This is a genomic window from Marinomonas algarum (assembly GCF_020532605.1).
GTDB classification, from domain to species: Bacteria; Pseudomonadota; Gammaproteobacteria; order Pseudomonadales; family Marinomonadaceae; genus Marinomonas; species Marinomonas algarum.
Genome location: NZ_JAJATW010000020.1, coordinates 24309 through 43380 on the forward strand (window position 1 = coordinate 24309; position 19072 = coordinate 43380).

Annotated in this window: 16 protein-coding genes; 8 read left to right on the forward strand and 8 right to left on the reverse strand. The window is 46.0% G+C overall.

The annotated features are described in order from the left end of the window. Positions 1–51 precede the first annotated feature (51 nt). Positions 52–708 (reverse strand): histidinol-phosphatase, encoded by a 657-nt coding sequence (locus tag LG368_RS12335; protein ID WP_226755031.1) that lies wholly within the window; start codon positions 706–708, stop codon positions 52–54. Positions 709–843: 135 nt separating this feature from the next. On the opposite strand from LG368_RS12335, the gene LG368_RS12340 reads away from it, so the two are divergent. Genes LG368_RS12340 through lgt form a run of 3 tightly spaced genes read left to right on the forward strand, consistent with a single transcriptional unit; the run spans position 844 to position 4485 of the window. Next, positions 844–1329, forward strand: a complete 486-nt coding sequence (locus tag LG368_RS12340) for an RNA pyrophosphohydrolase (RefSeq protein ID WP_226755032.1) — start codon at positions 844–846, stop codon at positions 1327–1329. Positions 1330–1370: 41 nt separating this feature from the next. Further along, positions 1371–3659, forward strand: a complete 2289-nt coding sequence (ptsP, locus tag LG368_RS12345) for a phosphoenolpyruvate--protein phosphotransferase (protein ID WP_226755033.1) — start codon at positions 1371–1373, stop codon at positions 3657–3659. A gap of 28 nt (positions 3660–3687) precedes the next feature. After that, complete coding sequence (gene lgt / locus LG368_RS12350) at positions 3688–4485, forward strand: prolipoprotein diacylglyceryl transferase (RefSeq protein WP_226755034.1); 798 nt, start codon at positions 3688–3690, stop codon at positions 4483–4485. Between the two features lie 28 nt (positions 4486–4513). On the opposite strand, the gene LG368_RS12355 is transcribed toward lgt, so the two are convergent. Beyond that, complete coding sequence (locus LG368_RS12355) at positions 4514–5422, reverse strand: LysR family transcriptional regulator (RefSeq protein WP_226755035.1); 909 nt, start codon at positions 5420–5422, stop codon at positions 4514–4516. A gap of 128 nt (positions 5423–5550) precedes the next feature. On the opposite strand from LG368_RS12355, the gene LG368_RS12360 reads away from it, so the two are divergent. Further along, complete coding sequence (locus LG368_RS12360) at positions 5551–6705, forward strand: MFS transporter (RefSeq protein ID WP_226755036.1); 1155 nt, start codon at positions 5551–5553, stop codon at positions 6703–6705. 45 nt (positions 6706–6750) lie between these two features. Here LG368_RS12360 and LG368_RS12365 read toward each other — a convergent pair whose 3' ends face one another. After that, positions 6751–7605, reverse strand: a complete 855-nt coding sequence (locus LG368_RS12365; RefSeq protein WP_226755037.1) for a thymidylate synthase — start codon at positions 7603–7605, stop codon at positions 6751–6753. Positions 7606–7742: 137 nt separating this feature from the next. Here LG368_RS12365 and folA point away from each other — a divergent pair, with 137 nt between their 5' ends. Next, positions 7743–8252, forward strand: a complete 510-nt coding sequence (gene folA, locus LG368_RS12370; RefSeq protein ID WP_226755038.1) for a type 3 dihydrofolate reductase — start codon at positions 7743–7745, stop codon at positions 8250–8252. Positions 8253–8315: 63 nt separating this feature from the next. On the opposite strand, the gene LG368_RS12375 is transcribed toward folA, so the two are convergent. The 3 genes from LG368_RS12375 to ilvD form a co-directional block, all read right to left on the reverse strand. Continuing rightward, positions 8316–9539 (reverse strand): sensor domain-containing diguanylate cyclase, encoded by a 1224-nt coding sequence (locus tag LG368_RS12375; RefSeq protein WP_226755039.1) that lies wholly within the window; start codon positions 9537–9539, stop codon positions 8316–8318. Between the two features lie 29 nt (positions 9540–9568). Further along, positions 9569–10411, reverse strand: a complete 843-nt coding sequence (locus LG368_RS12380; protein ID WP_226755040.1) for a 23S rRNA (adenine(2030)-N(6))-methyltransferase RlmJ — start codon at positions 10409–10411, stop codon at positions 9569–9571. A gap of 90 nt (positions 10412–10501) precedes the next feature. After that, the gene (gene ilvD / locus LG368_RS12385) at positions 10502–12346 is read right to left on the reverse strand and encodes a dihydroxy-acid dehydratase (protein WP_226755041.1); all 1845 of its coding nucleotides are present in this window, start codon (positions 12344–12346) and stop codon (positions 10502–10504) included. A gap of 158 nt (positions 12347–12504) precedes the next feature. On the opposite strand from ilvD, the gene LG368_RS12390 reads away from it, so the two are divergent. Further along, positions 12505–13725, forward strand: a complete 1221-nt coding sequence (locus LG368_RS12390) for an EAL and HDOD domain-containing protein (RefSeq protein ID WP_226755042.1) — start codon at positions 12505–12507, stop codon at positions 13723–13725. A 484-nt stretch (positions 13726–14209) separates the two neighbouring features. Here the strand turns inward: LG368_RS12390 and fdxA are convergent, their stop codons facing one another. Together fdxA and mutS are read right to left on the reverse strand one after the other, a co-directional pair. Then, on the reverse strand, positions 14210–14533 hold the full coding sequence (fdxA, locus tag LG368_RS12395) for a ferredoxin FdxA (protein WP_226755043.1): 324 nt from the start codon (positions 14531–14533) through the stop codon (positions 14210–14212). Between the two features lie 137 nt (positions 14534–14670). Next, positions 14671–17325, reverse strand: coding sequence for a DNA mismatch repair protein MutS (gene mutS, locus LG368_RS12400; protein ID WP_226755044.1), 2655 nt, complete (start codon positions 17323–17325; stop codon positions 14671–14673). Between the two features lie 78 nt (positions 17326–17403). On the opposite strand from mutS, the gene LG368_RS12405 reads away from it, so the two are divergent. Continuing rightward, positions 17404–17904, forward strand: a complete 501-nt coding sequence (locus tag LG368_RS12405) for a CinA family protein (RefSeq protein ID WP_226755045.1) — start codon at positions 17404–17406, stop codon at positions 17902–17904. An 88-nt stretch (positions 17905–17992) separates the two neighbouring features. After that, a complete protein-coding gene (gene recA / locus LG368_RS12410) occupies positions 17993–19069 on the forward strand; it encodes a recombinase RecA (protein ID WP_226755046.1) in 1077 nt (358 codons plus the stop codon). The last annotated feature ends 3 nt before the right edge of the window (positions 19070–19072 follow it).

Consider the following 19072-nt stretch of genomic DNA (forward strand, 5'->3'; position numbering starts at 1 on the left):
AACAGACAGATAAAACGCCGTTGCTTTGCCAACGGCGTTTTTATTTAAAAATCAGTCTCTTAACGAAATATGTTGCCAACCACGATCGTTGGCGATTCTGCTTAATGTTTCATCCGCATCGACTGCAATAGGGTGTTCGACCAATTCTAATAATGGTAAGTCGTTACGTGAGTCGCTGTAAAAATAACTGCCTTCCATTGAGTGACCTGTTTGCGCCAGCCAATCATTAAGACGTGTTACCTTGCCGTCTTGGAAGCTTGGCACGCCAACAATCTTGCCGGTATACGCGCCATCGATGACTTCTGGAATAGGGGCAATGATGTGATCCATACCCAATGCTTCTGCGATAGGACCTGTGACAAACTGATTGGTGGCCGTAATCATCAACAAAAAGTGCCCTTGATCTTTGTGGTGTTTTAGCAACGCATGTGCTTTTTGTTGCATCATAGGTTGGATTTTTTCTGTCATAAAGGTCTGATGCAGCTCAGCCAATTCTTCTGACGTGAATCGTGTCAAAGGCGCTAAGCTGAACGCGAGGTATTCATGAATGTCCAAGGTGCCTGATTGATACTGCACAAAGAATCTGTCATTGGCCTCTTTGTAAGCCTGAACATCGACTAGTCCTTTCTCTACAAGAAACTGCCCCCACGTATAATCACTGTCACCGCTTAACAAGGTACCGTCTAAGTCAAATATTGCGAGTGTCACAAGCTGTCCTCAATTCGTCAAAAGTGCATGGATTATAGCCTCCAGATGAATAAATAACAGCCGTCTTAATTGTGCGAATCGGGGAATTATGGAACAATGAATCTAAATTATTCTTATATTAGAAGGTGATAGCTCGTGATTGATGCAGACGGATACCGACCGAATGTGGGCATCATATTGATGAACGAGCGTGGCCAATTGCTTTGGGCGAGACGGGTTGGGCAAAACGCTTGGCAGTTTCCTCAAGGTGGTATCAAATCCGACGAAACCCCTGAAGACGCTTTATTTCGAGAACTGAAAGAAGAGGTGGGCTTAGACCCACACCAGGTTGAAATCATAGGTAAAACTCGGGGTTGGCTGCGTTATCGACTCCCCAAGCGCATGCTAAGACACAACAGTAAGCCCTTGTGTATCGGACAAAAACAAAAGTGGTTTCTTCTATCCATTCGCTGTCCTGATGCGTCTGTGTGCGTAGATGGTACAGACTGCCCTGAATTTGATGGCTGGCGCTGGGTCAGTTATTGGTACCCATTGGGGCAAGTGGTTGCGTTTAAAAAGGATGTTTATCGACGTGCGCTAAAAGAGCTTATTCCCAGTGCCCATCGACGACTGGAAAAGTGATAAACTCAACGAATAAGCGCGATTAGACGGATAGGAGAGCTATGCTAAGTTTACTAAGACGTATTACTCAAGAGGTGACGGCTGCACAGTCTTTGCCTGCGGCACTGGACATTATTGTTCGACGTGTACGCAGGGCAATGCGGGCAGAAGTCTGCTCTATCTACTTAGTGGATGCCAATACGAAAGAGTATGTTTTAATGGCGACCCGTGGCTTGAACGCTGATGTAGCGGGTTTAGTGAGTTTGAAGGCTAACGAAGGCTTAGTGAGCTTAGTTGGGCGTAGAGCGGAACCTGTCAATTTAGACGATGCTCATATCCATCCCTCTTTTCATTATTTAAAAGGTTCTGGCGAAGAACGCTATCGCTCTTTCCTCGGTGTGCCGATCATTCACCATCGTCAAGTATTGGGCGTGCTGGTGGTACAGCACGAAGATAAACGTCGTTTTGACGAAGGGGAAGAAGCCTTTCTTATTACGCTTTCGGCACAATTAGCGGGCGTTATTGCACACGCTGAAGCAACCGGTGCCATTGCCAGCCTCACGCCAAATAATATCCCTAACGGCTCTGATTTTCGTTACAAGGGCGTACCCGGTAGCTCGGGTGTCGCCATTGGGCGTGGTGTGGTGGTTTTTCCTCCAGCAGATTTGGATGTGATACCCGACAGATACACCACAGAGTTTGACGCAGAAATTCAAGATTTTTACCAAGCCCTTGAAGCCGTAAGACAAGACATCCGTCGTGCTAGCAATCGCATTAGCCAGCATTTATCAGCGGATGAGAAAGCCTTATTTGATGTGTATCTCAAAATTTTAGACGACAACTCAGTAGCGGGGGAAGTCGTTCGCAAAATTAAAGAGGGCAACTGGGCGCAAGGTGCCTTAAGACAAGTTATCAAAGCCCACATCAACCAGTTTAACCGTATGGATGACCCATACCTGCGCGAACGTGCTTCCGACTTGCGCGATTTAGGCCGTCGTATTTTATCGCACTTGCAAGAAAAAGCGCCCACGGTCATCGAACGCTTTAGTGAACCTTCGATCATTATTGGGGAAGAACTCACGGCGTCCATGTTGGGTGAGATTCCGATTGATAAGATTAAAGGGCTGGTTTCAGTCATGGGCTCGGGTAACTCTCATGTGGCGATTTTAGCCCGTGCTATGGGAATACCCACGGTGATGGGCGCGCTGGATTTACCTTATGCTCAGCTCGATAAAGTCGATTTGATCGTAGATGGTTATTTAGGCAAGATTTTTACGCACCCGTCTGAGGCTTTGCTGGAAAATTATCAGCAAATCGTTGATGAAGAGCGCTTGCTCGAAGAAGAGTATGAAACCCTTAAAGATTTGCCTTGTGAGACGCTCGACGGTCAGCGCTTATCTTTATACGTGAACACGGGCTTGTCAGCAGACATTGTTCGCTCGTTGGATCGTGGTGCAGAAGGCATTGGTTTGTATCGGACGGAAGTGCCTTTTATGGTGCGCGATCGTTTCCCTACCGAAGCGGAACAGGTGGTCATTTATCGCCAGCAATTAGAAGGGTTTGCGCCAGCACCGGTAACCGTACGTACCTTAGACATAGGGGGAGATAAGGCGCTTTCTTACTTCCCGATTAATGAAGAAAATCCATTTCTAGGGTGGCGTGGCATCCGAGTGACCTTGGACCATTTGGAAATCTTTATGGCTCAAATCCGAGCCATGATTAAGGCCAGTGCTGGTCTGCATAATTTGAAAATCATGCTGCCAATGATTTCTAATGTGGCCGAAGTGGAAGAAGCCATGGCGCTGATTCGCCGAGGTTATGCGGAAGTCAAAGAAGAAGGTCACGACGTCAGAATGCCGAAAGTCGGTGTGATGATCGAGATACCGGCTGCGGTGTATCAAGTCAAAGAGCTGTCAGAAATGGTCGATTTTTTATCGGTGGGCAGTAACGATTTGACGCAATACTTATTGGCGGTTGACCGTAATAATCCCCGTGTTGCCGATCTGTACAATTCTTTTCACCCTTCTGTGTTGCGTGCGCTCTTGAGCATTGTCGACCAGGTGCGTGATGAAGACGTAGGGTTAAGCGTTTGTGGTGAAATGGCTGGTGATCCAATGGGGGCTATTTTATTAATGGCAATGGGATACGAAATTCTCTCTATGAGTTCAACCAGTCTGCCAAAAGTCAAAGCCGTGATTCGGAACATTTCAAAGCAACAGGCACAATTTATGTTGGCCGAGGTCATGAAACTCTCTCATGCTGAAGCGGTCACACAAACCATGACACGACTGATGCGTGAGGCGAACATTGAGCGCCTTATTCGTCCATCAAAAACCACCGAAGTAGAGTGATTTTTATCCGAGGTTTGCCAACAATATTATGATTTCTTATCCGAACATTGATCCCGTTGCGATTGCAGTGGGGCCGATTGCCGTGCATTGGTACGGTATTATGTATCTAGTTGGCTTTGCGGGGGCTTATTTATTAGGTATGTATCGCGCTAAGCGTTCAAATGGATTATGGACGCCAGATATGGTGAGTGACGTCATCTTTTATGGCGCACTAGGGGTGATTTTAGGGGGGCGAATTGGCTATATCCTGTTTTATCAATTCTCTGCCTTTGTTGATAACCCTATGATATTAATTAGGATTTGGGAAGGCGGCATGTCTTTCCATGGCGGTTTACTGGGTGTGATTCTTGCCATGCTGGTGTTTGCTCGCCGTTACAAAAAACACCTAGTGGACGTTACCGACTTTATGGCACCTTTCGTACCCATTGGTTTGGGGGCAGGGCGTTTGGGTAACTTTATTGGTGGGGAACTATGGGGCAAACCGACAGACGTATCTTGGGCAATGGTGTTTCCTGCTGACCCTTTACAGCTGGCCCGTCACCCATCACAGCTTTATCAGTTTGCCTTAGAGGGCGTCGTTCTGTTTGGCGTTTTATGGCTTTTCTCACAAAAAACCAAACCACGTTACTGTGTTTCTGGCCTGTTTCTACTTTGTTACGGTTTATTCCGTATTCTTGTGGAATTTGTGCGACAGCCAGACGTACAAATCGGCTACCTTGCTTTTGGCTGGTTAACACAGGGTCAATTGCTGTCTTTGCCTATGGTGATTGTGGGCTTAGCGTTGGTAGTGATGGGCTTTAAGCTGAAAGCTTTCCCTAAGGCATAACGACAATAAACTCTGTCTTACGCCGATTTTATTGCATGCTTTGTTGAATGGCTGTTCTTTCTTTTAAAGTGATATCAACAAAAGCCGTTATTAAGGCGTCTTGATCAGACGCCTTGTACTGTAGCTCCGTCATAACCGCTTTCTTTGATTGCTTTATGCTAAGAAAGTGGCACCCTTCACTGTACAGTTTGCGAATGCAGTAGGGACCAATACCGACGCCAAATCCAGCAGACACTTCGGTTAATAAGGTTTGCATGTGTTTTGGCTGGCTAATGATATTAGGCGAAAACCCTGCTTCTTTGCACATCAAAATGACATCATCAAATAAACCAACAGCCTCTTCTCGGTTAAATAAGATAAATTTATTCGTTTCTAATGCCTTCAGGTCCACTTCTTTTTGATGGGCGAGCGGGTGATCTGAACTAACGATGGCAACGAGTTGATCGGTATACACATCATGACAAAGAAAGTCATGTTGTAGGGAGGGCGGTAGAGGTCGTGAAAAACCAATATCAATTTTATTTTCTAAGAAAGCCTCTATTTGTTCACTAACGGTCATTTCCAACAAACGGACAGTCACCTTTGGGTAACGTTCTCGATAACGACGAACCAAGGGGGCCATAAAGGTCAAACAAGCCGAAGGAAGGTAGGCAATAGTGAGGCTTCCAATGTCACCATTATGAGCGCGAATGACTTGCTGCTTGGCTTGGTTCGACAAAGAGAGTATCTGTGTTGCGTCCTTTAACAGCTGCCTGCCCGCCCGGGTAATGGTCACTTGTCGAGAACTTCGTTCAAAGAGTGTAACCCCAAGCTCCTCTTCAAGCATGGAAATATGTCGACTCACTGCCGGCTGAACAGTATTAAGGTCCTTGGCTGCGCCTGAAAAGCTTCGGTGGGTGGCGACAGAGACAAAGCTCTTGAGCGTCTTAAAATCCATGATGTTACCTGCTATACAGATTGTTGATAAATTCTATAAAATATTAACATTTTTTATATAGATTATTTGGCTTTATCCTATCGTTCGTTTTATGAATCTTCAATAACACCGTTAAAGTAGAGAAACACATGCACCCTTCTAATCAGTTATCGTCACTGGGTCGTTACACGCTTTTATGCATTGCTAGCTTAACCGTTATGGTGGGCGCATTAGTTGCACCAGGGTTACTCAGTATTGCCAATGGCCTTGGCGTTAATGGCTCACCAACTTGGTTGATGACTTTACCTTCACTCGGTGCGGTGGTTTGCGCGCCCATAGCAGGCAAGGTTATTGATCGTTACGGGGCGTATTCTTGCCTCATCATTGGTCTGTTTTTATACGGTGCAATAGGTGCGTTTGTTTTTGTGTTATATGGCCCTATTCCTGTGTTTATCAACCGCTTTGCACTGGGTGGCGTGACCGCGATAGTGATGGCCAGTGGGACCGTCCTGATTTCGGAGTGGTACACGGATAAAGAACGCCTTGGCATGATGGCACAGCAAGGGATGGCCATTGAGCTGGGTGGCGTGATATTTTTATTTTTAGGCGGTCAATTGGCGGTACAGCATTGGGGATTACCCTTGAGTCTTTATTTAGCAGGCTGGGTATTTTTGGCAATGCTGTTGTTTTTTGTACCTCGTCACTCCCCCCAATTTGAAGACGAGTCCAAAGGTGATGGGTCAGCGGCTTTAACGCTTAACTATTTTTCGTTAAAAAAAGTGTATCTTTGTACAACCCTCGCCATGTTGGTGTTTTTCTCGTGCATGGTCGTCTTGCCAATTGCCATGCATCAACAGGGTTATCGAGAAGAACAAGTGGGTTATTTGTTAGCATTAATCTCGTCTATGGCGGTTGTTTCAGCGCTTTTCATGCCTCGACTTGAAAGAAGGTTGGGGCAAGCTGGCTTACTCATATCAGCTTTTGCTTTATATGCATTCGCGTATTGGTGTTTTGGCCAGGCGAGCCTTTGGGTATTAGTGCTAGGGGCTCTATTTGTCGGTACGGGCTTTGGGTTTAGTATTCCTTTGCTGAACCACATGACCGTAGAAAGAAGCCCTGCGGCGGTACGAGGGCGTAATTTGTCTTACTTCACCATGGCGATATTTTCTGGTCAGTTTTTGACGTCATTTATCGAGTTGATTCCAGGTGATATAAACAACGTCTTTATCGCTTGTATGGGGGCGGCCAGTTTGGTTGCTTTGCTGCTACTGATCAGTCGCTTTCAGCAAAAAGGAAACCCATAGCCGTATTTCTTAGCCACCCTTTACAGAGAAGATCTTGGGCATCCTTTATACAGAGAAAGGATAGGCGATGGGATCGTGGAATTCATAGCCTTCCACTGAAAAGTCATCCATAGTCACCCAAGTTTCAATGTCTTCTAAGGTTTTGATTTTTGGATTAATCTTCAATGTGGGTAGGGCGTAAGGCTCTCGCTTGAGTTGTACGTCACGCATTAATTCTAATTGATCTTCATAGATATGAGCGTTGACGATTTTGTGGAATGCCTTACCTGGTTTTTTCCCTGTAATCTGCGCCACAATCGCCAATAACACATAGACTTGAACCATGTTGAAATTTAATCCCAAGGGGACATCGCAGCTTCGTTGAGTGCTGTTTAAATATAAGGTGTCACCCAGTAATGAGAAGTGATGGCTATACATACAAGGGCGCAAACAGGCCATATGAAAAGCACCTGGGTGATAAAAAGTGAGGATTTCCCCACGGTTATCCACACCTCGCGTTAAATCATCGATAATTTGTCTTAATAAATCGATTTTTCCACTGTTGTCCGCTTTTGGGAAGTTACGACCAATGGCGCCATAACACAGCCCCATGTCATCTTCGCCTTTACGAAATGAATTATTAAGCCAAACGTCGTTTTGATTCGCGTTAGCATCCCATGTTTTCGTCCCTAGTGCGCGAAAGTCAGCGGCGTTGTCGTAACCACGTAAATAGCCAATGATCTCTGCGATAGCAGACTTAAAGTAACTTTTACGAGTCGTTACTAATGGGAACTCACCGTTACCAACATCGTAGGTTAAGTCGGCGTTAATCACAGTAAGACAACGCTTACCAGTGCGTTCATTTGCTACCCATTCACCTTCATCAACAATGCGCTGACAAAGATCTAAATACTGTCTCATAAAAGTGCCTTAGCGTTCGCTTGCGTCATGACACGCAGCTGAGTAAATGTAATCTAAGTTCGATATAGATATGATAAAATCTTCTCATTGTATCAGAATCAAAATAAATTCCTAAGCTCATAGAAAAGGCCATTTATATGCTTTCATTAATTGTTGCTATGTCGACGAACCGAACCATCGGCATTAATAATGCTTTGCCATGGCACTTGCCAAATGATTTAAAATACTTCAAACAAGCCACCATGGGAAAGCCCATTGTGATGGGACGTAAAACGTTTGAATCTATTGGTAAGCCTCTGCCTGGCCGCCGTAATATTGTGATTAGCCGCGATCCAGACTATCAAGCAGAAGGCGTTGATGTGGTATCAAGCCTTGAGCAAGCGATTTCTCTTGGAGAAGACATCTGTTTAGTAAATGGCCAAGAAGAAGTGATGATTATTGGTGGTGCACAGATTTATGAGTTGGCTTTAGAGCGAGCGGATCGTTTGTACATTACACATGTGGATGCGGACGTTGCAGGCGATGCCTTTTTTCCTGAAGTGGACTGGCCTTCCTTTACTCTGCTAGGGGAAGACGCGTTTGAGGCATCAGGCCATAACCCATACGATTACCGCTTCTCCGTTTATCAACGAACCAGCGCGGAATAACAAAAAGCCACGTCGTACGCAGTTTACTGACGTTGTGCGACGTGGTGTGTTTGCGACTAACGTTTAATTCACAACGATTTGTTGATCATTGGCTTGACCGGTTTCAACAGCTTGGTTAGCGCTTAAAGCCAACTCATCAATGGTCTCACCATCTTCTGGGAAGGCGGCAATACCGACACAAAAATCAGCAGGCTCGGATCCCCCTAATAAGAGCATCGCGCGCTCTGCTTCAGTGGGGTTCACCATGTGTTTTAAACGCTTTTGAGCATCGCGAACACTGGTATTAGGCAGTAATAGCAACAATTTGTCCGCCTCTACACGGGCGAGTACATCAGATTCGCGCATTTTCTTATAAAGGTAGCGTGCTGAAGTTTGAATGGCAATATTGCGTGTTTCCATCGGCAAGGTATTCAGTCGATTGTTTGCATCGAGATGAATTTTCGCCATGGTAAGCGGTGTGTACTGACGTTTTGCTAAGCCCAGCTGCTTTTTAAAATGCGTCATGGCCGCGCCACGTGTTAATAAGCCCGTTAACTCGTCAAAAGTCGCTTGATTGCGTAAGTGTTCTTCAAGGGCTTTTTGATGACTGATATCAACCACAAAACCAATCACTTTTTTGATGCTGCCGTCTGGCCCTTTTGAGTAACTTCTGCCGCGCTCTTTTACCCACATGTATTCCTGTAGGCCGGTCAAAATTCGGTATTCGACTTCATAATAGTCTTGGCTGAGGGACACATGTTCACGAACCACATTGGCCAGTTTCGTGACATCATCAGGATGGACAAGGCGGTGCCATTCCAATGTGGAACGCGGTGCTTGATCAAGTGAGTAATGCAGTAACGTGGCAATCGATTTAGAACAAGAGATCAGGTCAGAATCGGTTTCCCAAACCCAGAGGCCCGCAGAGGATTCGGTCAAAGCGAACTTGAGTAATGTGTTGTCTGCCGCCGATAAATCCATGTTGTCGGTATTGTAAGCGCAGGCAAGAACACAGTGACCTAGGTGTTGCACGTTTAACTGCATGGGCACCAGTTTGTCACCGATACGTACCAAGGTTTCACAACGCTCTATGGCGCCGTTCTGGATTTTTCGATCCAGTGTTGACCAGTCTTCTGTGTGTAAAGGGTCTTCACACAGCAGTGACCAGTTAGAAGGCGGTGTTGCGTCTACCTTATCGTAAAGTATTTTGAAGTTACGATTGTAAGACAACAAGTTTCCCGTACCGCTTTCGATAATAAACGCGGGAGTAGGCATATAGTCAAAGGCTAGTTCGAACGGGGTGCTCATGTGGACAGGCTCCTTTTTGTCGTCCTTGGTTATTCTGGGGTAATCCAAGTGATTTGGTAGCCCGCCTTTTGATCTTCTGCCAGTAATCGACTTAATACTGGCAAAAAGGTGTTGGCTTCTTTTTCGAGCGTCCAAGGTGGATTAACAATAATCATACCGCTTCCTGCCATGCCGCGCTCTTGTTCTGTGTCTCGAATACAGAGTTCAAGCAATAAAACATTGCGAATTTTCGTTGCCTTGACATTTTTCAGCAAGTCATTGGCTTGTTGGCGATTAAGAACAGGGTACCAGATGGCGTAGGTGCCTTGAGGAAAGCGCTTGTAACCTTCTTCGAGTGCTTGTACGACGTATTGATAATCCTTTTTCACCTCATAGGGCGGGTCCATTAAGACAAAGCCACGTTTTTGTGGCGGTGGCAACATGGCTTTGACTGCGGCAAAACCATCGTCTTTGACCACATTCGCTTTGCGTTTATTAGGAAATAAGGCCGCCAACGTAGGGTAGTCGTTAGGGTGCAATTCACACAGGTGAAGCTTATCTTTTTGACGAACATAATAATCGACAATTTTTGGGCTGCCGGGGTAAACCTCAAGTGCGTCAGTTGGATTAAGGTCGCGAACAATATCCAGTAACTGCTCGATGTGCTCAGGCAGGTCCTTCTCAGCGAAAAGTCGTGCAATACCGGAGTGAAACTCCTTGTTCTTCTGCGCTTGCTCAGACTGAAGCGAATATTGACCAATGCCAGCGTGGGTGTCTAGGTAGAAAAAGGGCGCGTCTTTTTTGACGAAATGACGACAAATTTGGCTGACGGTGAGGTGTTTTAAAATATCAGCGTGGTTGCCTGCATGATAAATATGGCGATAGCTGAGCATGGGGTGTCCTGTGATAAGTCATCTAAGAAAGGATAAAAAAGGCCGCGACACCGATAGGGCAAAGCGGCCTTTTACGTCGTTTACAATGGTTTAATTTATTTTACTGATGTCTCGAACGGCACCCTTATCAGCACTGGTCGCGAAGTGTGCATACACTTTTAATGCGGGCGACACCTTGCGTGGGCGATCTTTCTCTGGCTTCCAAGCATCAATGCCTTTTGCTTCCATCGCTTCGCGACGTGTTTGCAACTCTTCATCGCTTAGCAACACGTCAATAGTACGATTTGGAATGTCGATACGAATAATATCACCATTTTCTACCAGACCAATTGCTCCGCCTGCACCAGCCTCAGGAGACACGTGACCGATAGATAAACCAGAGGTACCACCCGAGAAGCGACCATCAGTCAGTAAGGCACAGGCTTTTCCTAGCCCTTTTGACTTGATGTAAGACGTTGGGTAGAGCATTTCCTGCATACCAGGTCCACCTTTTGGCCCTTCGTAACGGACAATAACCACTTCACCCGCTTTGACCTCATCTTCTAAGATGTTCTTCACGGCTTCGTCTTGAGATTCGGTGATGTGAGCTGGGCCTTCAAAAACCAAGCAGGACTCATCAACCCCGGCACTTTTTACCACACAGCCGTCAAGAGCAATGTTGCCGTAAAGCACCGCTAAACCGCCCTCAATAGAGAAGGCATTTTCAATCGAACGGAAACAACCGTCTTTACGATCACCATCAAGGGAAGGCCAGCGAGTAGATTGACTAAACGCCGTTTGCGTTGGAATGCCTGCAGGGCCCGCTTTATAAAACTCGATAATTTCAGGCGTTGGAGAGCGCATGATGTCCCAAGTCTCAAGTGCTTCTTTCATTGTGCTGGTATGAACAGTATGACATTGATTATGCAATAGACCTGCGCGATCCAGCTCGCCTAACAAACCAAAGATACCCCCCGCACGGTGTACATCTTCGATGTGATATTTAGGCGAGTTTGGCGCGACCTTACAAAGCTGAGGCACTTTACGGGACAAACGGTCGATGTCTTCTAACGTGAAATCAACTTCGGCTTCACGTGCAATCGCCAGTAAGTGCAAAATTGTGTTGGTTGAGCCGCCCATTGCGATATCAAGTGTCATGGCATTTTCAAACGCTTCGAAACTGGCAATGGAACGCGGTGCCCAATTTGATTCATCGTTTTCGTAAAAGCGTTTGGTAATATCAACAATGCGATGACCCGCTTCGACAAACAAGCGATGACGGTCGGAGTGCGTTGCCAATGTTGTGCCATTGCCTGGTAAACTTAGCCCTAATGCTTCTGTTAAACAGTTCATTGAGTTAGCGGTAAACATACCAGAGCAGGAACCACAGGTAGGGCAGGCAGAGCGTTCATACTCAGCGACTTTTTCATCCGTTGCTGTTGGGTCCGCCGCGATGACCATGGCATCCACTAGGTCTAGTTTGTTTTCAGAAAGCTTGGTTTTACCGGCTTCCATTGGACCACCAGACACAAAAATAACAGGAATGTTGAGGCGCATTGCCGCCATTAACATCCCCGGTGTGATTTTGTCGCAATTAGAAATACACACCAACGCATCTGCACAGTGTGCGTTCACCATGTATTCTACGGAATCTGCGATCAAGTCACGGGAAGGAAGGCTGTAAAGCATACCGTCATGACCCATGGCGATACCGTCATCCACTGCAATGGTGTTAAACTCTTTTGCGACACCGCCGGCTTTTTCAATCTCACGCGCGACCAATTGCCCCATGTCTTTTAGATGAACATGACCTGGAACAAATTGCGTGAAAGAGTTGGCGACAGCAATAATAGGTTTTTGAAAGTCATCGTCTTTCATACCAGTTGCACGCCATAGGGCACGGGCTCCAGCCATATTACGGCCAGAGGTGGTTGTTTTAGAACGGTATATTGGCATTATTTTCCCCACAGATTTTTGCTTTATTATGCTTTATCTAACGGCTCATGTTACCAAGATTATTGTCTGCGCCCAATGGCAATTTTAAAGCAATATTGAGACACTTGATAAATTCACCTTGAATACTTTTTTGCACGACCTGTTTGGAACCAAACCTTATGCCTGAAACTGCTCCTCTCGCCTATGCTAATGTTGCCCTAGCAAGACAACCGATCGTTGACAGTCGCCTTGTGGTGATGGGGTACGAGTTATTTTATCGTCAAAATGCCGTCGCTGTGGAAGCCGATATCATGGATGACGTAGGCGCGACCGCTCAGGTCATTGCCGCCAGTTTGCTGGAGATTGGCATGGGTAACATGGTCGGTAGCAGTAAAGCGTTTATCAATTTCTCTCGTTCTTATTTATTGAGCCCAACCGGTGTCCCCATCAATAAAGAGAACATGGTGATCGAGGTGGAAAAAGAGGCAGGATTTGATGCCATTTTACTGTCGTCGCTGCGCCGTTGGGTCAGAGAGGGATGTTCGGTTGCATTAGATGGTTTTGTGTTTCACAGTAAACTTGTGCCGTTTATTGAATTAGCAGAGTACATTAAGTTGGATATCCTAGCCTTAGGGCGTGACCAATTTCACCAGCAAATAGAGTCTTTAAGAGGTTTTGACGTTAAAATTATTGCCGACAAAGTGGAGACATGGGAAGACTATCAATTTTGTCGACTGCTGGGGGTTGAGTATTTCCAAGGTTATTTCTTCGAGAAACCGGAAATAATGTACAGCAAGGCATCGAAAGTGAACAGTATGACCTTGTTGCAATTGATGTCGTCCTTGCTAAATACCTCTACTTTAAGCATCGATAAGTTAGAAAGTATTGTTAGCCAAGATGCGGGTTTGGTGCACAAATTATTGCGTTATCTAAACTCCCCCGTGACGGGGTTAGTCGCTTCCGTTGACTCAGTAAGACTGGCCATCATGTTGATAGGCGTAGAGCAGTTGAAATCCCTGACCAACTTGCTGTTAATGTCAGAAATGGTGGGGGAAAAGCAAGTGCTATTAGAGCAAATTATGGTGCGTGCGAAACACGCCGAGTTATTTGCCGAAGCGCGTGGCTATAACAATCAAGACAAATACTTCCTCGCTGGGATGCTGTCGATGATTGATATCTGTACGGGAATGAAACTAGATCAAGTGTTAGGCGAATTGCCTTTGCCCAGTGAATTTATTAACGCCATTATTCACCGTTCTGGAAGAGTGGGTCACACGCTGGATTTGGTTGAGCATTACGGTAATGGTTATAAAGTCAAAAGTACTCAAGACATCGACGATTTAAAGACAACGTATTTAAAAGCCATACGCTGGACAGATGAATTTATGGGTGTCTTGTAAGTATTTCCTTACATGGCTGTAGGCATTCTTTCTTTATTGAGTAGTAAAAGGAAGATTTTGCCGTAATTTTTTTATAAGTAATTGATAATAAACAATTTTGTTTTATTTTTTTGTGTTTTTGAAAGTTTGTCAATTCTACAAAAATAGGTAAACTAGCTCTCATTCAGACAGACTTCATAGACGAAGTGCAGAAAAGCAGTAAACAACACTAGGACAGTGTTTTTGGATTGAACAAGACGTTCAAAAACGACGGACAGTTGAAAGGACAAGCTCAGCATAGTGGAAATGTTGAAGCGATAGGACAGTTTGATAGCTTCAGTAAGAAGCGAACAGTGATGTTTTACTTAACGGATGAGTGACTTAACAGGATGTGAGCAAAAAGTAGGGTGGCCAAAAGCGACCCTTTTTTTTGGTCTAAATTTTGTGCCAAAAAAAAAGCGATGGTCAGTCGCTTTTTATCAATCAGCCAATGAAAGCAAAATAATTAGCGTTCTAGGTACTCTAGTTTATCTTCTACACCATCCCATTGTGCGGCATCAGGTAGAGCGTCTTTCTTCTCTGCAAGGTTTGGCCACTCCATCGACAAATCACGGTTTAATTCAACAAAAACTTCTTGATCTTCTGGCAGCTCATCTTCTGAAAAGATCGCGTTCGCAGGGCATTCCGGCTCACATAATGCGCAGTCAATGCATTCATCTGGATTGATGACTAAAAAGTTAGGGCCTTCATAAAAACAGTCAACAGGACAAACCTCGACACAGTCGGTGTATTTGCAACGAATGCAGTTATCGGTCACGATGAAAGCCATTCGACTTCTCCTTACAAGCTATAAAAATAATTACTGGTTATTTTAGAGGCATTGACTATTTGGCGGCAAGTAACAATCACGAATACGCTACATTTATCCGCTATTAGCTTATACCGTCTCTGCCTCAAGTGGCCTGACTACAACTGTGATTGTAGCTCATACAGTGCGTTCAGTGCTTCTCGCGGCGTCATGGCGTCTAAATCAAGGGCACTTAATGACGCCTTAAGAGCGTTTTCTTCCGCTTGGATAAACATATCCCCTTGTTGTGGCTGATAGTTTCCCTGTGGTTCTTTGGTCTTAGGCTGTGTCGTTTCAGGGGCTTTGGCGCTAGGCGTTTCTTGTGCGTGACTGTTCACGTTACCTTCCACGTCAATGCCGGTTACGACCTCTAGTTCTTTGAGTTTCTGTTTGGCGTGACGGATGACATCACGCGGTACGCCAGCCAGTTGAGCAACCTGTAAGCCGTAAGATTGGCTAGCCGGCCCTTCATGCACCTTGTGTAAAAAGACGATATCGTCCTCGTACTCTGTTGCGGTGAGATGCACATTAGCGGCATTATCGAGTTGATCGGCCAAGGTGGTTAATTCAAAATAATGCGTAGCAAACAACACATAACATTGCAGAGTGTTGGCAAGATACTCGACCGCGGCCCATGCCAAAGACAAGCCATCGAAGGTGCTGGTTCCGCGTCCAACCTCATCCATTAAAACGAGGCTGTTTTTGCTGGCGTTGTTAAGAATGTTAGCCGTTTCTGTCATTTCGACCATAAAGGTTGAGCGGCCACCAGCCAAATCATCAGATGACCCCATTCGCGTGAAGATACGATCAACCACCGAAATAGACGCAGATTCTGCCGGCACAAAGCAGCCGGTGTGTGCTAACAAAGTGATCAAGGCAATTTGACGCATATAAGTCGATTTACCGCCCATGTTTGGGCCGGTAATCATCAGTAAAGAACGTTCCGTGTTGAGTTCTAAATCGTTTGGTACAAAGGGGTCTGAAATAACCGTTTCCACCACAGGGTGCCGTCCTGCCACAATATTGACACCGCCACGGTTGTGCAGTTCAGGGCAACAAAAATGCAGTGAAGCCGAACGCTCGGCAAAGTTGTTTAAGACGTCGAGTTGCGCCAAGGCTTGGCTGGTGGTTTGTAATTCGCTAAGAATGGCATTGAGCTGATCAAGTAAATCTTCGTACAGTTCTTTTTCCCGAGCCAATGACTTTGACTTTGCGCTGAGTGCTTTGTCTTCGAAAGCTTTGAGCTCTGGGGTGATAAATCGCTCAGCGTTTTTCAACGTCTGACGACGAATGTATTCCACTGGTGCTTGGTCTGAGTGTAAGCGACTGATTTCAATGTAATAGCCGTGTACACGATTGAAGCCTACTTTTAAGGAGCTGATACCGGTACGTTCTTTTTCAGTCCGTTCCATCTCTGCCAAAAAGTCAGTGGCATTGGTGGAAAGCGCCAGCAGCTCGTCTAATTCTTCATCGTAGCCTTTCGCAAAAATACCGCCATCGCGTACAACCGACGGTGGGTTTTCTACCAGCGCCTTGGTTAATGTCGTTGTTGTCTCTGGTTGTGCGAGAATGCGTTGATTTAAGGCGATAAGGCGAGCAGATTGGGCGGTATCGAGTTGTGCCTTAATGTCAGGTGTGGCCTCTAGGGCAAAACGCAAACGCAGCAAATCTCTAGGTCGCGCCGAGCGTAGGGCAACACGAGATAGAATACGCTCTAAGTCGCCGACTTTTTTCAGTGTGCTTTCGAACCCATCGTAGGCTTGGGTTGACTGTAATTCATGCACAACCTGTTGACGTGCCTGAATTTCATCCAGATCTCGAATAGGCGTGTGTAACCAGCGTTTTAGCAGTCGACTTCCCATCGGCGTTGCACAATTGTCTAACACCTCAATCAGTGTATTGCTGGTGCCGCCGGTTAAATTAATGTCGATTTCCAAATTACGGCGGGTCGCGCCATCGATCAATACGGAGTCGTCTTTGTGTTCGACCGTGATGGATTGGATATGCGGTAACGCGGTGCGCTGAGTGTCTTTGGCATATTGCAATAATGCGCCCGCAGAAGCAATGGCCGAGGTCAGCGCTTCACAACCAAAGCCGGATAAGTCCTTGGTGTTAAACTGTTGTATTAACTGTCGGTAGCTGGATTCGTAATCAAAATGCCAAGGGCCTAATTCAGACACGCCCTTTTCGAGTTTTAACAGGCTGCGGGCGGGGAAATCTTCAGAGACTAAAATCTCACGGGGAGACAGGCGTTGTAATTCGCTAGAGAGCGCCTCGTGTCCGTCCACTTCAAACAGACAAAAGCGTCCGCTGGCCATATCAAGATAGGAAAAACCAAACACGTCTAAGCCCTTTCGAGTTTGGTGAGCAAGAGACAGCAAAAGGTTTTCGCGCTTTTCTTCTAAAAAAGCTTCATCGCTTAGGGTTCCGGGCGTGACAATACGGGCAATTTTCCGTTCGACAGGCCCTTTGCTGGTGGCTGGGTCGCCCGTTTGTTCAGCCACCACCACGGATTCCCCCATACGCACGAGGCGAGCGATGTAGTTTTCTGCCGCATGAAATGGAATGCCCGCCATAGGGATGGGCATACCCCCTGAATGGCCACGAGCGGTGAGGGTAATATCCAGCAACTGAGCAGCACGCTTGGCATCGTCATAAAAAAGTTCGTAAAAATCGCCCATGCGGTAAAATAGCAGTTGATTAGGGTGCTCTGATTTTAGGCCGAAATATTGGCGCATCATGGGCGTGTGATTATCTACCGGTGTTTTACTCATGGAAAAAGCTCGATTGTGATCTAAAAAATAGGGGGGTATTCTACGGGATATTGTCTTAGGAATTAAGGGATAAACAGCATGAATCAACAGCAAAACATGACACAGTTGGCTGCGCAGGTTGGGGAAGAATTACAAGCGCGTAATCAGATGCTCGTCACTGCGGAATCCTGCACGGGCGGTATGATAGGCGCCGTATGCACGGATGTTTCAGGCAGTTCATCTTGGTTTTTTGGCGGTATCATCAGTTATGCCAATGAAGCAAAAATGCGAGCCTTGTCCGTTAAGGAAGAAACGCTGTCATCATGTGGTGCCGTTTCTGAAGAAACGGTTAAAGAAATGTGTGCAGGGGCGTTAGCGTTGGGTGGCGACGTGGCCGTTGCCGTCAGTGGTGTGGCAGGTCCTAATGGTGGCTCAGTTGAAAAGCCAGTAGGTTGTGTGTACATCGGCTGGCAATGGCGTGACGAAGAAGCGGTTGCTATGCGTTTTCAATTCGTTGGAGATCGACAGGCTGTCCGTGAAGCCACGGTGCTGGCGGCCCTTCAAGGGATTAAAAAACGCTATGAAAACCTTAAAAAATAACACTGTTTTTATATACAGTATTTTCTTGAGCTTACTCTAAAAAACCGCTAGAGTTAGCGATAACAAAATTGGAAACAAGGATCACATAATGTCATCTATCGCAGACAACAAGAAAAAAGCACTGGACGCTGCCCTGTCCCAAATTGAGCGTCAATTTGGTAAAGGAGCCATCATGAAGATGGGAGAAGGAACCAAGCTGGACATTGATACCGTATCGACCGGATCGCTAGGCTTGGACATTGCGCTAGGGGCAGGTGGTTTACCTTACGGCCGTATCTGTGAAATTTATGGGCCAGAGTCTTCTGGTAAGACGACTCTGACCTTGAGTGTGATTGCTGAAGCGCAAAAGCAGGGTAAGACGTGTGCGTTTATCGATGCTGAGCATGCTTTAGATCCTGCTTACGCTGAAAAACTGGGTGTTAACATTGAAGAACTGTTGATTTCTCAGCCGGATACGGGTGAGCAAGCGCTAGAAATTGTTGACATGTTGGTACGCTCTAATAGCGTCGATGTGGTTATTGTCGACTCGGTAGCCGCTTTGGTGCCTAAGTCTGAGATTGAAGGCGAAATGGGCAGTTCTTCAGTGGGTGTACAAGCACGTTTGCTGTCTCAAGCCATGCGTAAGTTAACAGGCTCCATTAAGAGTGCTAATTGCTTGGTGATCTTCATCAACCAGATTCGTATGAAAATTGGTGTAATGTTTGGCTCACCGGAAACCACAACAGGTGGTAACGCACTGAAATTTTATTCTTCCGTTCGTTTGGACATTCGTCGTATTGGCTCAGTGAAGCAGGGCGATGAAGTCATTGGTAATGAAACGCGAGTGAAGGTGGTGAAAAACAAGATTGCTCCGCCATTTAAACAAACAGAGTTTCAAATTATGTACGGTGCAGGTATTTACCGTATGGGTGAAATCATTGATTTGGGTGTCAAGCAGGGCTTTGTTGATAAAGCGGGGGCTTGGTACGCTTACGGCGGCAGTAAAATAGGCCAAGGTAAAGCCAATGCGGCTCAGTATTTAGCGGATAATCCTGCTATCGCCACGGAGATTGAAGCGAAAATACGGGAAGTCTTGTTACCCAAAAAGGGCAAAGCGGATGATAAGGCAGAAGCTTCTGCAGAAGACAATGATGCCGAAGACGATGCAGATGCGTTGGACTTTTAATCC